At 70.6% G+C, this 13996-nt stretch carries 10 protein-coding genes; 7 read left to right on the top strand and 3 right to left on the bottom strand.

Annotated elements, in window-relative coordinates; genetic code table 11:
• Nucleotides 1-23: 23 nt before the first annotated feature.
• Nucleotides 24-263 carry a hypothetical protein gene (locus tag P8A20_RS36715; RefSeq protein WP_147961019.1) on the bottom strand — a complete coding sequence of 80 codons (240 nt, stop codon included), beginning with the start codon at nt 261-263 and terminating at the stop codon, nt 24-26.
• Between the two features lie 161 nt (nt 264-424).
• Here P8A20_RS36715 and P8A20_RS36710 point away from each other — a divergent pair, with 161 nt between their 5' ends.
• The 7 genes from P8A20_RS36710 to P8A20_RS36680 all read left to right on the top strand — a co-directional run bounded on the left by P8A20_RS36710 (nt 425) and on the right by P8A20_RS36680 (nt 8657).
• Nucleotides 425-1825, top strand: coding sequence for a cytochrome P450 (locus P8A20_RS36710; protein WP_306105068.1), 1401 nt, complete (start codon nt 425-427; stop codon nt 1823-1825).
• Nucleotides 1826-2309: 484 nt separating this feature from the next.
• Complete coding sequence (locus tag P8A20_RS36705) at nt 2310-3599, top strand: MFS transporter (RefSeq protein WP_306105067.1); 1290 nt, start codon at nt 2310-2312, stop codon at nt 3597-3599.
• Nucleotides 3600-3933: 334 nt separating this feature from the next.
• Entirely contained in the window at nt 3934-4689 is a 756-nt protein-coding gene (locus P8A20_RS36700; protein WP_306105066.1) for a glucose 1-dehydrogenase, read from the top strand.
• A 170-nt stretch (nt 4690-4859) separates the two neighbouring features.
• A complete protein-coding gene (locus P8A20_RS36695) occupies nt 4860-5525 on the top strand; it encodes an SDR family NAD(P)-dependent oxidoreductase (RefSeq protein WP_306105065.1) in 666 nt (221 codons plus the stop codon).
• Between the two features lie 444 nt (nt 5526-5969).
• Complete coding sequence (locus P8A20_RS36690) at nt 5970-6884, top strand: helix-turn-helix transcriptional regulator (protein ID WP_306105064.1); 915 nt, start codon at nt 5970-5972, stop codon at nt 6882-6884.
• Nucleotides 6881-7681, top strand: coding sequence for an SDR family NAD(P)-dependent oxidoreductase (locus P8A20_RS36685; RefSeq protein ID WP_306105063.1), 801 nt, complete (start codon nt 6881-6883; stop codon nt 7679-7681). The genes P8A20_RS36690 and P8A20_RS36685 overlap by 4 nt, the downstream gene beginning before the upstream one ends.
• Before the next feature lie 196 nt (nt 7682-7877).
• The gene (locus P8A20_RS36680) at nt 7878-8657 is read left to right on the top strand and encodes a hypothetical protein (protein WP_147958104.1); all 780 of its coding nucleotides are present in this window, start codon (nt 7878-7880) and stop codon (nt 8655-8657) included.
• A gap of 187 nt (nt 8658-8844) precedes the next feature.
• Here the strand turns inward: P8A20_RS36680 and P8A20_RS36675 are convergent, their stop codons facing one another.
• Nucleotides 8845-11859 (bottom strand): hypothetical protein, encoded by a 3015-nt coding sequence (locus P8A20_RS36675; RefSeq protein WP_147958103.1) that lies wholly within the window; start codon nt 11857-11859, stop codon nt 8845-8847.
• Nucleotides 11860-13740 carry an HSP90 family protein gene (locus tag P8A20_RS36670; protein WP_306105062.1) on the bottom strand — a complete coding sequence of 627 codons (1881 nt, stop codon included), beginning with the start codon at nt 13738-13740 and terminating at the stop codon, nt 11860-11862.
• Nucleotides 13741-13996: the final 256 nt, after the last annotated feature.

The following is a 13996-nucleotide window of genomic DNA, read 5'->3' as shown; positions in this document are numbered from 1 at the left end:
CGGCTACATCACCCTCGACGGTGTCACCGAGGACGGGCGTTTCCATTTCCGAGGCCCGCGGCGAGCTGACCGCCGAACAGCGCGTCCAGGTCACTCGCCTCGTACCCCGGTGCCGGCGAGGGCGACTCGATCGCATCCGCAGACAGCTGCCGCCGCAGTTTCGTCGCCACCCCTCCCAGGTGCCAGCAGTGCGCCACCGGTACCGAGGGCAGGAGGTCGGCCATGTCCTGGCTGCACGTCTGACGGTCGGCACGAGCGGTCACCACCGGAGCGAGGTCTGTGCACCGCGCTTCATCGTCCGGCGAGCCTATATCACACCCCAGCCATCTGTCGCAAAGATCGAAGGTCAGTGGCATCCGGTGATGTGATCATGGGAATGCATGGGCCGCAGTCCGGACCCCCCACGTCAGGAGCAGATGACACCATGCATCCCCCCACCGCGCCGTCGTCCCCCACACCGGCCGCGCCCGGCGGCCTCCCCTTGATCGGCCATGTACACCGACTCGCCCGCGATCCCCTGCCGTTCATCACCTCACTTCGTGAGCACGGCAGCGTCGTGCGTATACGCATAGGCCCGACGCCCGCCTATGTCGTCACCGACCCCGCGCTCACCCGACGCGTGCTCGTGACAGAAGCAGCGGACTTCGCCAAGGGCGGCAAGATCATCGACGCCTTGCGCGTCTTCTTCGGTGACGGCCTGGCCACCGTCGCCGACGGTGACGCCCACCTCCGTCAGCGGCGCCTCATGCAGCCGATGTTCAACAAGGCGCACATCGCGACCCGCGGCCCCGCCATGATCGACCAGGTGCGCGCGATGGTCACCTCCTGGCCGGAAGAAAGCCGTCGCGACGTCTTCGCGGACATGAACGATGTCGCCCTCGCTGTCTTCCTCGTCGCCCTGTTCGGCGACGGCCTCCCTGCCCACCTGCAGGGCGAGTTCACCGCCCTCATGCCCGAAATCATGAAAGGAACGATTCGGCAGACCGTCCTTCCCTCCTGGCTGACGCGGTTGCCCCTGCCAGCACACCGGGCGCACGCAGAACGCGTCCGGCGCCTCCGTGAGCTCGTCGACCAGGCCATCGAGCACCGCACAGCCTCCGCGCCCGCTCACCGTCCCGCAGCCGAGCTACCCCAACCCCCCGCGTGCCCCCACGATCCCCCGGCACAGCAGGAGGCCGGATTGTTCGACACCCTTCTCAACGCGGAGCATCCACTCACACACCAGCAGCTGCAGGACGAGGCGATCACGCTCTTGACCGGCGCGATCGAGACGACCGGAACCACCTTGGCCTGGACGCTCTACGAGATATCCCGGAACCCCCAGGTGGAAAAGCGGCTTCGCGCCGAGATCGCCGCCGTGTGCCCCGGCCGCCCCCTGGTGCACGACGACCTCGACAACCTCCCCTACGCGCGAATGGTGCTGCAGGAGAGCATTCGCAAGTACGGCCCTGCGTGGATGGTGACCCGGTCGGCCACGCGGGACGTCGACCTCGGAGGGCACCACATCCCCCAGGGCGCCGATGTCGTGTGGAGCCCCTACCTTCACCAGCACGACCCGGCCTTCTTCCCCGCGCCCGAAGCATTTGACCCGGACCGCTGGACAGCCGAGCGTGCCCACCTCACACGAGGATCGTTCCTCGCCTTCGGCGACGGCCGACGCAAGTGCATCGGCGAGAACTTCGCCTGGACAGAGCTGCAGATCATCTTGGCCACCATTCTTCAGACGTGGCCACGGTTGGAACTCACCTCGCGCCCCCCTAAGGCTCAGGCCGTAGTCACTGTCAAGCCCGACGCGATGACCATGACCTTCCAGCAGCAGCCCTAGAGGCGCAGAAGCAGGTGGCAGCCTCCGCAGCCGCCACCTGCTTCGGCCCATCCGACGCTATCGGCTGGCGCTTGTTGCTGAACGCCCAGGACAGAGCATTCCTGTTGCGTGGGTCGGGTGTTGCGGGCTGAGCCATTTGCGGGTGGAAACGTTCACCGGCTCCCGAACGGGCCGGTTCGAGAAGTTGATGAAGGCGCGGCAGGAGCGGGGGGAAGGGGCCTGCTGCCAACGATCACGACATGATCCTCTCTCAGCGCTTCGCCATCGGAAGCCGCGGCATTCACGTCGACTCGATCCGTTCGCCACGAATACGCATCGCGGTACGACACCAACAACAGAACAGCCGAGCCGTCCCGCGCCCGTCGTGCTCCCGACCCGGCGATGTACTGCCAGTACACCCTTCATCAGTGCCTCGCCCCCCTTCTTGAATGCCGGTTTCCTGGGATGCGTAATCCCGCAGTGACACCCCTTTTGGAGCACCAGCATGCAAGGAGCGACCCTCCAGGCCCCCGTCGACGAACGCGTCGCGGAAAGGCCACCTGCCTCCCGCCGGCTTCCCGGCGTGGTCTACGTGATGGCCCTGGGGACGTTCCTGATGGGCACGACCGAGTTCGTCGTGGCGGGTCTGCTGCCGGAGATCGCGGGCGACCTGCAGGTGAGCGTGGCCCGGGCCGGCCTGGCGATCACGGTGTTCGCGGTCGGGATGATCATCGGTGCGCCCCTGATGTCGATGCTGACCCTTCGGCTGCCCGCCCGGTGGACGCTGGTACTGGCCCTGGGCGTCTTCGCCGCGGGACATGTGATCGCCGCGGTCGGTGACAGTTTCGGGCTGCTGCTCGCAGCGCGGTTCCTGACCGCACTGGCGACCGGGGCGTTCTGGGCGGTGGCGAACGTCGTGGCCACCCGGGCGGCCGACCCGGCCGCGAGCTCGCGGGCCGTCGGGGTGGTTGGTTCCGGTGCCATGCTCGCCAACGTCGTCGGTGTTCCGCTCGGCGCTTTCGCCGGACAGCTGGTGGGCTGGCGCGGACCCTTCTGGATCCTGGCCGTCCTGGCGGTGGCCGCGACAGGGCTGATCGCGCGCTCGGTCCCGAACGAGCCCCGCGGAAGGCAGACGGTGTCGATCCGCTCGGAGCTGTCCGCGCTGCGCTCGGGCCGGCTCTGGCTGGTGCTGGTGGCCTGCGCGACCACGAACGCCGGGGTGCTCGGCACATACACCTACATCGCTCCGCTACTGACCGACCGGGCGGGGATCGCCGGGAGCCTCGTACCCCTCGTCCTCGTCGGATTCGGTGCGGGCGCCCTGGCCGGGTTCCTCATCGGCGGCCGGGCCGGCGACGTCCGCCCCTACGCGACCACCATCCTGGCCGCGGGATCCAGCTCGGCGGCCCTGCTGGCCCTGGGCCTGTTGTCGGCTTCGGCCGCCCCCACGGTGGTGCTCGTGGCCCTGCTCGGGCTGGTCGGCTTCCTCGGTACCCCGGTACTGATCGCCCTCGGCGTCCGCTTCGCAGGCAAAGCCCCCACGCTGGGCTCCGCCCTGACCGTGTCGGCCTTCAACCTCGGCACCGCGGCCGGCTCCTGGATCGCCGGGCTCACCCTCGACTCGCCCTTCCACACAGCCGGGCCGCCCCTGATCGGCGCCGCCATCGCCGCTCTGACCCTCATCCCCACGATCACCATCGCGCTGGTTCAGCTCCGTCGCACCCGGCCCGCCCTCGACCAGGGCACCAATCGCGGGACGGCGCCACCACAACACCAAAACAGGATATTTCGATAGATTTCCTAGAAAGCTGTGCACTCCTGATCACATACAGGCCCCCCGGGCGCTGGGACACGCAGCAAGGAGAGCCACCATGCGTGAAGTAGTCGTGCACACCGCCGGAGATGTCCGGTTCGGAATCTCGACGACCCACCCTCGTCGCCACCGCAGGTCAGCCGCACGAGGAGCTGATCCCCTCGCCGCTGGCCGCCTCCGATGTGCTCGGCACCGGCTGGTACGGCGCCGCGCCACCAAGGTCCTCCTGCACCCCTGAACCGACCCGTGCGGCGCCGCCCGATGGCGGCGCCGCAGCCCCCCGCACATCCCGATCACCGAACAGGATTCTTCACTGATGAACCCCACCTACGACTTCACCGGCCAGGTCGCCCTCGTCACCGGCGCCGCCTCCGGCATGGGCCTGGCCACCGCCCGTGCCTTTGCACAGGCCGGCGCCGCTGTCGCGCTCGCCGACCTCGACCAGAAGGCCGCCGAACGCGCGGCGCAGGAACTGACCGCCGCCGGCCATCAGGCCATCGGGATCGGCTGCGACGTGGCCGACGAGGACCAGGCCGCCGCCATGGTCGCCCGCACCGTGGAAGCCTTCGGACGCCTGGACATGGCCTTCAACAACGCCGGCATCCAGGTTCCGCCTACCGACGCCGCCGACGAGACGGCTGCGAACTTCGATCGCGTCAACGCGGTCAACCTGCGCGGCATCTGGACGTGCCAGAAGCACGAACTGCGGCAGATGCGCATCCAGGGCTCCGGCGCGATCGTCAACTGCTCCTCCCTCGGCGGCCTGGTCGGCCTGCCCGAACGCGCCGCGTACCACGCCTCCAAGCACGGAGTGATCGGCCTGACCAAGAGCGCCGCCGTCGAGTACGCCCCCAAGGGCATCCGCGTCAACGCCGTGTGCCCCGGCGTCATCGAGACCCCGATGGTCGCCGGCATGCTCGAGGGCCAGGCCGAGATCATGAAGCAGCAGCCCATCGGCCGCCTGGGCACCGCCGAAGAGATCGCCGCCGCCGCCCTGTGGCTGTGCAGTCCGGCCGCCTCCTTCGTCGTCGGCGTCGCCCTCCCCGTGGACGGCGGCTTCACCACCCACTGAATCCGTTCCACCTGCACCGCTACCTGCCCGGCCTCTTCGGCCCCGTTTCAGGGCCGGCTCGACCCGAACAAAGTCATCGACGAGGGTGACGACGTCGTGCCCGGGCTCGCTCCCCGTCGCCGACCAGGACACCGCCGCCCTGACCACTGCCTCAACCAAGGAGGAACCCTGTGACCACCTTCGCCCTCATCGGCGCCGGCCCCGGCCTGGGCCTGGCCGCCGCCCACCGCTTCGGCACTGCCGGCCACCACGTCGCCCTCATCTCGCGCAACGCCCGGCACCAGGACGACCTGGCCGCGGAACTGGCTCGCGAGAACATCCACGCCCGCGGGTTCACCGCCGATGTCCTGGACCCTGCCTCCCTGACCGCCGCCCTGCGCGAGGCCGCCGACACACTCGGGCCCGTCGAGATCCTCCAGTTCAGCCCCGTGCCCCGCGGTGACTTCATGAAGCCGGTCCTGGAGACGACCGCTGCGGACCTGGACGATCCGCTGGCATTCTCGGTCAAAGGCCCGGTGACCTGCCTGCATGCAGTCCTGCCGGGGATGCGGGAGCTGGGCCGGGGCACACTGCTCTTCGTCAACGGCGGCAGTGCCGTGCGCCCGAACCCTCGCGTGGCCGGCACCTCGGTCGCGTTCGCCGCAGAGAGTGCCTACGCGGCGATGCTCCACGACGTCCTCGCGCCGGAGAACATCCACGTCGCTCAGCTGATCGTCCCCGGCGCCATCCACCCGGACGCCGAGCACTCCAGCCCCCAAGCACTGGCCGAGCGCCTGTACACCGTCCACACCGAGCGCGGCGCCTTCCGGCACTACTCCGAGCCCATGCCCACCTGAGTGTCCCGCACCGCCCCGCATCGCACCTGCGCCCCACCTCGGGTGCCACGGAGCGGGGGGCCGAGGTTTCTGCCCTGCGCCGGGGTCGGCCGTGCGGTAACGACGGCGGGGCGCCGCGGGCCGGCACGGTGGCGGCGAGCCCGCGGCCGAAGCCGGTGGAACAGCCCGTGATCTGCCAGGTGGTCATCGAAAAAATCATCGCATCGTGAATTATTTCAAATGGTCGGAACCCTTGGCCGCCTGCCGGGAGGGTCCGGTCCCTACAGCCGCCTGAGGCCGTGCCGCACCCCCGGCCGACCGGGTGCCTCATCCGGAAAACCACCGTCGGCGCGGCCTCCAGCCTGCGGTTCCGGGGCCGCTTCGACCCGGGGACACGGTTTCCTAGGACGCAGCGACCCACCCACCGCGATCGCGACGCTCATGACCGGGCGGGAGGATGGAGTCATGGCCGGCAACGTGGACCTCACCCAGTTCTTGCGCCGCTGCCGGGACCGCATCGACCCCGAGTCGCTCGGCCTCCCGGAGCGCGGTGCCTACCGCCGCGTGCCTGGTCTGCGCCGTGAAGAGGTCGCCCAGCTCGCCGGAGTGAGCACCGACTACTACATCCGTCTCGAACAAGGCCGCAACATCACCCCCTCCGACAGCGTGCTGGATGCCGTCGCCGATGCCCTGCGCCTGGACGACGCGGAGCGGACGCACCTGCACGACCTCGTCAAGGCCAAGCCCGGCCGCCGCGCGCGCCGCGCCGCACCCGGCGTGCAGCGCGCCCGTCCCGGCCTACTGCGGCTCCTGGACTCCTTCAACGACCATGCCGCGTTCATCCTGGGCAAGCGCGGTGACATCCTGGCCATCAACCATCTGTGCCGGGTCCTGATCGCCGACTTCGACGCCATGCCCTACCGCGAGCGCAACCTCACCCGCTGGATCGTCCTGACCCCCGAGGCCCGCGCGCTGTATCCGGACTGGGAGCAAATCGCGGCAGAGATGACCGCGATCCTGCGCCTGGACGCCGGCCGGTACCCGGACGACGCCCGCACCGCCGAACTCGTCGGCGAGCTGACCATGAAGAGCGAGCACTTCCGCCGCTGGTGGGACGACCACAAGGTCCTCACCCGTACCCACGGCCAGAAACGCTTCAACCACCCCCTGGTCGGTGAGCTGACCATCGACTACCAGGCACTGACCCCGCCCGGCGAGGACGGCCAGACCCTCTTCCTCTACATGCCGGCCCCCGACCGCACCTCCCAGGAGGCCTGGCGCCTGCTGGCCGACTGGAACACCCCCACCGCCCCCGACCACAACCCCGAACCGGACGACAGCCCGTCCCACTCCCCCTCCGACGACAGGAGCAGCCTGTGAGCACCCCCTCCAAACGCCCCTTGGCCCTGGTCACCGGCGCATCCAACGGCATCGGCTACGAGATCGCCCGCCTCTGCGCCCTCAACGGCTTCGACCTCGTCGTCACCGGGCGCAGCGACAAGATCGACGAAACGGCCGAGCAGTTCACCCGCGACGGCGCCCACGTCATCCCCGTGCGCGCCGACCTCGCCGACGCCGACGGGGTCCAGACGGTGTGGCAGGCGGTGGAGAAGACCGGCCGCCCCCTGGCCGCAGCGGTACTCAACGCCGGCCGCAGCATCGGCGGCGCGTTCCTCGACACCGGCCTGGACGACGAGCTCTCCCTGATCTCTCTCAACGTCACCTCCGTCGTCCACCTCGCCAAGCGCGTCACCCGGCACATGGCCGAACACGGCGAAGGGAAGATCCTCATCACCTCCTCCCTCTCCGCGACGCTGCCCACCCCCTACGAGACCGTGTACGGGCCCTCCCGCGCCTTCACCCGCATGTTCGCCCTCGGACTGCGCGAAGAACTCAAGGAACACGGCGTCACCGTCACCTGCCTCATGCCCGGCGCCACCGACAGCGACTTCCACGCCCGCGCCGGCATGAACAACACCGCATTCGGAACCGGCGCGAAGAAGAACAGCCGCAAGGTGGTCGCCCGCCAGGGCTTCGTCGCCATGATGGAAGGGCGCGCCGAGATCGTCGGCGGCGACGCCGCCACCAAGCGCAGCGCCATCGAGCACCGCTTCCTGCCAGAGACCTACAAGGCCGCCCGCCACGCCACCAAGGCCAAGCCCCGCCCCCACCGGTGAGCAGCCACCAGTCGTCCGGTGCCCCCAGCGGGCTGCAGCGGGTACGGACATACCTGGATGCGGGGACAGACGTGCCCTCGGCAGTGATGTCGCAATGGTTGAACACGGCGACACCGGCTCGTCAGGACGCTGGGCATGCGCGGATATCGTTCGCCAAGACGTATGTGGACAGTGCGAGTTCGAGGGTGGGGACCTGATGGGGCCGAAGAGCGGACGATATCTGGTGTCGGCGGTGGTGTTCGTGTCGGCGACAGGACTGACCGCAGGGTGCGGGGCCAGCGCCGAGCCCGCCGAAGCCGGGAGAAAGCCGGGGCCGGCGACGAGCACGGCAGCCGGTAAGGCGGCGGAGCACTCCGAACCGCTGACCGGTGCCCGACTGAAGGCCGCGCTGCTCACCGCGGACCAGGCCATCGGTTTCGAGATCACGGGGAGCAGTTCTCGGGACGGGGCCGAACCGGACTCCTCCCTCAATGTCGAGGAGACCGTTTCCCCGGAGGTCTGCCGGCATGTGAGGGAGGCCACCAGGGGTGATGGTGAGGAGGCTGCCGCAGCCTCGTCGATCATGTACCGGTCCGGCACCTCCATGGCTCCCAGGAGCACCAGCCTGATGAGCTATCAGGAGGAGGCTGCACGGGCCCGCATGAACCAGTTGCGCGAGGCCGTCGGGGCGTGCAGCCGGTTCAGCTTCAGCAACGCGATCGGAAACGCGTCCGTCACGACCGAGGCGCTGGACGTCCCGGCCCTCGGGGAGGACGCACTGCGCTACCGGACCCTGTCCCGGTTGGACAGCGAAGGCTTCGCCTGGACCCTGGTGACGGCCGTGCGGGTCGGAGGCGTCATCGTGACGATGGACGTCCTGGACACCACCGGGCCGATGCCACCCGAGAAGCTCGCCGCGTTCAAGCCTGATCCGGGCCCCGACGAGGCGGTCATCGCCACTCTCGTCGAGAACGTCACCACAGCCCGGAGCGCCTGAACTCGGCCACGGCGCGCCGCGCGCCTCGGCTCGTTGAACGCATCGACTCTCTCGCGGTTCGGCTCCAGCTACCCATCGGGCACGCTCTCCAGACCGTCAACCGCATATCCCCCTGGCCGTCAGCACGCAGGGTGCGCTGCGCCGGCCAGGTGGCCGACGCAGCGCCCTGTCGTTCTCTTCCCGCCGGTCAGCGGGTGCGGAGGTCCTGGTGAAGAGCGTCCAGAACCGCGGCCGCCTCGGGGTTGCCCGTCTGATGGCAGCGGGCAGAGGCCTCGGTCAGACGGGCGATGGCCTCGGTGACGCGGTCGAGGCCGTTGCCCTCGATCAGGGCTGCGATGCGGACCGCCTCGGCGCGCGGGAGTTCGCCACGTTCGCCGCCGTCGTCGTGCGCGGCAATCGCGGCCTCGGCCTCCGGGAGCGCCTCGTCGAAGCGGCCCGCCTCGGCGAAGACCCGGGCGCGGCGGTAGTGGTTCTCTCCGCGTTCGTACCAGACGGCGAAGTCCTTCTCGCCGGAGGGCAGGGCGGCGAGGACCGCGTCGGCGCGGGCCAGGTGCTCCAGCGCCGTGCCGGTGCCCGCGCTGTCGCGGGTCTGGAGCGTGAGACGGGCGAACTCCCGCATCATCATGGTGATCAGCGGGGGGTTGGGCGCCTCGGCGTGGGCGGCGAGGGCGCGTTCGTACGCGGTGTCCGCCGCCTCCCAGCGCTCGGCGAGGGCGAGGGTGGTCGCCGCCTCGGCCGCCACCAGGGTGAGGACGCCGCCCCGGTCCTCCTCGGGCCAGCCCGCGACGGTGTCGGCGAGGCGGAGCAGCTCCTCGGCTGCCGGGACGTACTCCTCCAGGTCGCGCAGGCCGCGGCCGAGGGTCAGGCGCCCCTGGGCGAGCATGCGTCCGTCGACGGTGGGCGGCGCGTCGACGAGGGCATTTTCGAGGACGGCTACCGCGTCGGCCTGTCGGCCGGATCGGGCGAGGACATCGGCGAGTTGGAGGCGCGCCTCGATGGCGCTTCCGGCGTCTTCCGCCTGGTCGAAGCGAGCCGCGGCCTCGGAGAGGTGGCGTACGGCTCCGTTGGCGTCGTCGAGGTGCGTGGCGGCGTGACCGAGCAGCAGGTACGTCGGGCCGAGTGGGAGGGTCGGGTCATCGTGGGCGACGGCGTCCGCGATGGCGGAGTGGAGCAGGTCCGTCGCCTCCTGCGGCCGGTCCTGGGCGAGGAGCAGCTGAGCGAGATGGATGGACAGGCGCGGTCGGCGCCAGGGCCGGTCGGCGGATGCGATCTCCTGCAGAGCGGCCCGGAGTTCCTGTTCCGCGTCGGCCAGGGCACCGCGGCGGGCCAGCAGATCGGCGCGGAACTGGCGAGCGTTGGCGGCCTGGTGGGGGTAGCCGAGGCGGGCCGCCTCGGAGCAGAGGGTGTCGACGCTGCGCTCGAACCGCTCGGTGAGTGGGTCGAGGTCGCCCGTCCCCTCCTGGTCCTCCTCCATGCTGGAGAGAGCGGCGTGCAGTTCCTGGTGCGCGGCGAAGGCCACCGAGTGGTGGAGGGAGAGATGGCTGAGGATGCGCTCGGCACGCAGATCGGTGCCGAAGGCGGCCTCCGCCTCTCCGAGGGGCTCACTGTCGAAGGGAGTCGCGGTGAGCAGCTCGTCCGCCTCGCGGAGCATCGCGTCGAGCTCGGTCCGGATCGAGGCGTGGTCGGGTGCGGTCCTTTCACCGTCGTCGTCGCGGGAGCCCGGGGTGGCCGTCAACGCCCGAGAGCGAGCTTTGGCCGCGAGCGCGTGCCAGGGCATGTTCAGTCGCGTGAAGTACGCGACGGCCGTGTCGAGTTCGGCGGCTCCTTCGGTGTGGCGGTCCTTGAACCAGAGCTGCTGCGCCCTGTGTTCGGCGAGTTCCGCGGCCAGTAGGTCCTCGGGGCCGCGGGTGCCGTCGTACGGCTCTGTGGCGTCGGCGAGTCGTTCGGCGACGCGTGTCCAGAGCCTGTCGTCGAAGGGGTGGCCGTCCCGTGCCAGGCGGCGGGCCTCGCCCACCAGGGTGGCGAAGTCGTCGGGGATGGCGGCCCGTGCGGGAGCCGGCGTGGCGGGCGCGGCGCCGACCGACGCGGTGTGGGCCACGGTCGCGCGCAGGCCGAGTGGCAGGGGCTCGTCAAGCAGCGGGGCGAGAGCGAGCCGGGACCGGCGCCGGTCGCCGACGGCCGTGGTGCCGTTGCGGGTGTCGAAGGCGGCGGCGAGGGTCTCGGCTTCGGCGCGCACGTGTGTGAGGAGTTCGGCGGCGGTCCAGGCGCGGCCCGGCGGACCGGCGACGGCGGTGTCGTCATGTCCGGCATCGACGAGCCTGGCGAGGAACGCCTCCGTGCCGGTGAGGAAGTGCAGGTGGTCCAGCGGGGCGCCCTTGGCCTCGAAGAGTGGCCTGTTCTCCGCCAGGATCTCCAGGCCGCGGCCCTCGTTGCGGGAGTGGGCGCAGAACTCCAGGTGGTAGCCGACCTCGGCCTGCATGCCGGTGGCGCCGCGCACCTTGCGGTAGCCGGTGAGGTGGTGGGAGCGCGCCTCGTCGGTGCGTCCCGCGCGCAGCAGCGGGAGCAGCGCCCGGGCCTGGCTCATCTGGGGTTCCTCGCTGCATCCCTGCTCACGGTCGAGGACCTGCTGCCAGACGGCGAGGGCGGCGGTGTCGTCGCCCTCGGCCAGACGGTGCCAGGCGTGGTGCCGGGTCTCGCAGGCCTCACAGTCGCTGAGGTCGGTGCGGGAGCGGGTGGCCCAGAGGTCGTAAGCGTCCGCGACGCCGGTGCCGGTGTGGTGCGCGAGGTGGTAACGCATGGCCGCCACGGGCTGCACGGCGTGGTCAGCGGCCTCGTACCGGCTGCGCATCTGGTCGATCCAGCCATCGATCGATGCCAGGGGTATCTCGGGCACCTGGAGGAGCGCGGTGGTCACCCACTTGAAGCGCCAGAAGACATGGTGGGCCTCGTAAGGGCTGAAGGACTCGGGGGTGGTGTCCCACAGCTTGAGGATGCGGGCGAAGACGACGGGCGACTTGCGGTGCTCGCCGGTGAACTCGTAGGCCGTCATGAGTTCCAGAAGCGCGGTGACGAGCACATCGGGCTTCTCGAAGGCCTCAGCGGTCTCGACGAGTTCTTCGGCGGTGACGGTGCGCGCCAGTCCGTGGGGGCGCTCGTCGTTCTCGCGGAGCGCCTCGACCACGGCCTCGGGGGTGTCCAGCATCTACATTTCCTTCCGGGGCTCGGAGCCGGGGGCCGCCTCGCCGGGCTGGTGCATGGCGTGGGTGAGCAGGCCGATGAAGGCCCGGTTGAGCAGGGCGGTCTCGCCGGCGCGCAGGGGGCGTCGGCTGAGCAGCAGCGCCTGGCCGTAGAGGGCTTCGGCGGTGGCGACCGCGAGTCCGCGTTCGGCGATGGTGAGGGCTTGGCGGACCAGCGGGTTGAGGTGGTTCAGGACGAGCTGGGCGCGCGGGATCTCCTCGCGCAGGGAGCCGAGGATGTCGGCCCACAGGCCGTCACTGTCGGCGGCGAGGCTCGACCGGGTGCGTTCGTGCCGGGCGTCGCGGTTGTCGAGCAGCAGGGCGGGGGCGGTGACGGGCTGGAAGTCGCGCAGGACGACGTCGCAGTCATGGACGCCGATGGTCTCGCGGGCGATCGCGAGGAAGGCGGCGGCCCGCAGTTCGGCGCCGGGGTCGACGGCGTCGAGGTGGGCGGTGACGGTGGTCGGGTCGAGGTCGGTCACCGTGGTGCCGGGCCTGATCTCGGGCAGGCGGTGGACGAGGTCGCGGTCGTAGGTGTAGCCGCCGTTGACGACCCCGAGTCCGGCGGCCGAGGCGATCGGTGCGACCTGACGGAACTCCTCGACGCTTCGGGTCACGAGGAGCGTGGGGTGGGTCCGCGCGAACTCCTCCAGGGTGACGTTCCCGTCAGTGGTCTCGAACGGCAGCCAGGGCAGCACGATACGCAGCAGTTCGTCGTCGTGGCGGGCGAGCGCCTTGACCGCGAGGTGGTGGGTGTCGATGAAGCGGTGCAGGAGAGCGGGGTCACGGGCCGCGAGTCCGGTGAGCCACTCGCGGATCCGGTCGCCGAGGGCGTCCCGTACGGCGGACAGCGTGCCGTCCTCGTACAGCGACTCGCGGGAGGCGGTCGGTCTCAGGCTGGTGGTGTCGACGACGCAGCGGAGGAAGAACGCCCATTCGGGCAGCAGTTCAGGGGCCTGGTCGGTGAGGAGCATGCCCTTGAGGTGGACGCGGTGCCCGGCGCGCTGGGCCGGGCTGACCGTCGTCGGCATGACGTAGGCGACACCGCGCAGTCCGGCGGCCGGCAGGTCGAGCTCGATTGTGTCGAGCGGAGCGAAGTCGAAAAGCTCGCGGCAGTACGCGGTGTACGCCTCCCGCTTGGCGAGCGGGGAGCGGTGCGTCCGCTCCCACGGCGGCGCCGCGTTGATCCGGTGGCTCTCGCCGCGTGGGTCGATGACGGTGACGTGGTGGCGCAGGAGTCCGCCGTAGTGCCGGGCGAGGGAGACGACCTGCTGGGGGCTGGTCCATTCGGCGTTGTCCGCACGCGGGACGAGCTTCACGGTCGTGCCGGGCTCGGGAAGCGTCGCGGATGGCAGGGTGCGGATGGTGTACCGGCCGTCGGAGTGGCCGCGCCATTCGACGGTGGGCGCTGCCGGGTCGGCGGCGGAGCGGCTCAGTACGGTGATCTCGTCGGCGACGACGAAGCAGGCGAGCAGGCCGATACCGAACTGGCCGATGAACTCGCCGCGGGCCGCGTCGAGGCCCGCGCCGTCGAGAGCGCCGTCCACGGTCCGCTTGGAGCTGCGTCCGATGGTGGCGAGAAACCGGTGCACGTCGGCCTCGGACAGGCCGATGCCGGTGTCCGTGATGGTCAGTGTCTCTCCGGTGCGCACGGTGATCGTGCCGGCGGCACCGGGTGTGAGGGCCTGCCGGGCGGTGATGGCGTCGACGGCGTTCTGCAGCAGCTCGCGCAGATAGACGCGGGGGCTGGAGTACAGGTGGTGGGAGAGCAGGTCGACCAGGCCGCGCAGATCCACTTGGAAGGTGTGGTCGGTCGGGGAGGTCTCGGAAGTCTGGGACTGGGACACCTGGGGCGGTCCTTCGGTGTGTGCCCGCCCGCTCCTGGGAGTGGGTGGGTCGTGATCGGGTGTGTCGGAGGGCGGCTTCAGGGGCGGGGTGGGCGGGGCTCGGAGTTCGGGCCGTGGATGGTGCGGACCTCGTCCGGCACACGGCTGGGGACGTGACGGTTGTTCCGGGCGGGCCGGACTTGGACCGTGCCCGGGTAGTTCCTGGAATCGACCCGAGGGCGGGTCCGGACCCCATGCGTGGGTCCGGACTCGGCCC

Origin of the sequence: Streptomyces sp. Alt3, from assembly GCF_030719215.1 — a bacterium.
In the GTDB taxonomy this organism is placed as follows: domain Bacteria; phylum Actinomycetota; class Actinomycetes; order Streptomycetales; family Streptomycetaceae; genus Streptomyces; species Streptomyces glycanivorans.
Note: the sequence above shows the minus strand (reverse complement) of the source record. Positions and strands in the feature narration are given on the sequence as shown.

Bases quoted from the DNA above. Each gene is read 5' to 3' on its own strand.
- P8A20_RS36710 (WP_306105068.1), top strand. From the start codon at position 425: ATGCATCCCCCCACCGCGCCGTCGTCCCCCACACCGGCCGCGCCCGGC.
- P8A20_RS36705 (WP_306105067.1), top strand. From the start codon at position 2,310: ATGCAAGGAGCGACCCTCCAGGCCCCCGTCGACGAACGCGTCGCGGAA.
- P8A20_RS36700 (WP_306105066.1), top strand. From the start codon at position 3,934: ATGAACCCCACCTACGACTTCACCGGCCAGGTCGCCCTCGTCACCGGC.
- P8A20_RS36690 (WP_306105064.1), top strand. From the start codon at position 5,970: ATGGCCGGCAACGTGGACCTCACCCAGTTCTTGCGCCGCTGCCGGGAC.
- P8A20_RS36680 (WP_147958104.1), top strand. From the start codon at position 7,878: ATGGGGCCGAAGAGCGGACGATATCTGGTGTCGGCGGTGGTGTTCGTG.
- P8A20_RS36675 (WP_147958103.1), bottom strand. From the start codon at position 11,859: ATGCTGGACACCCCCGAGGCCGTGGTCGAGGCGCTCCGCGAGAACGAC.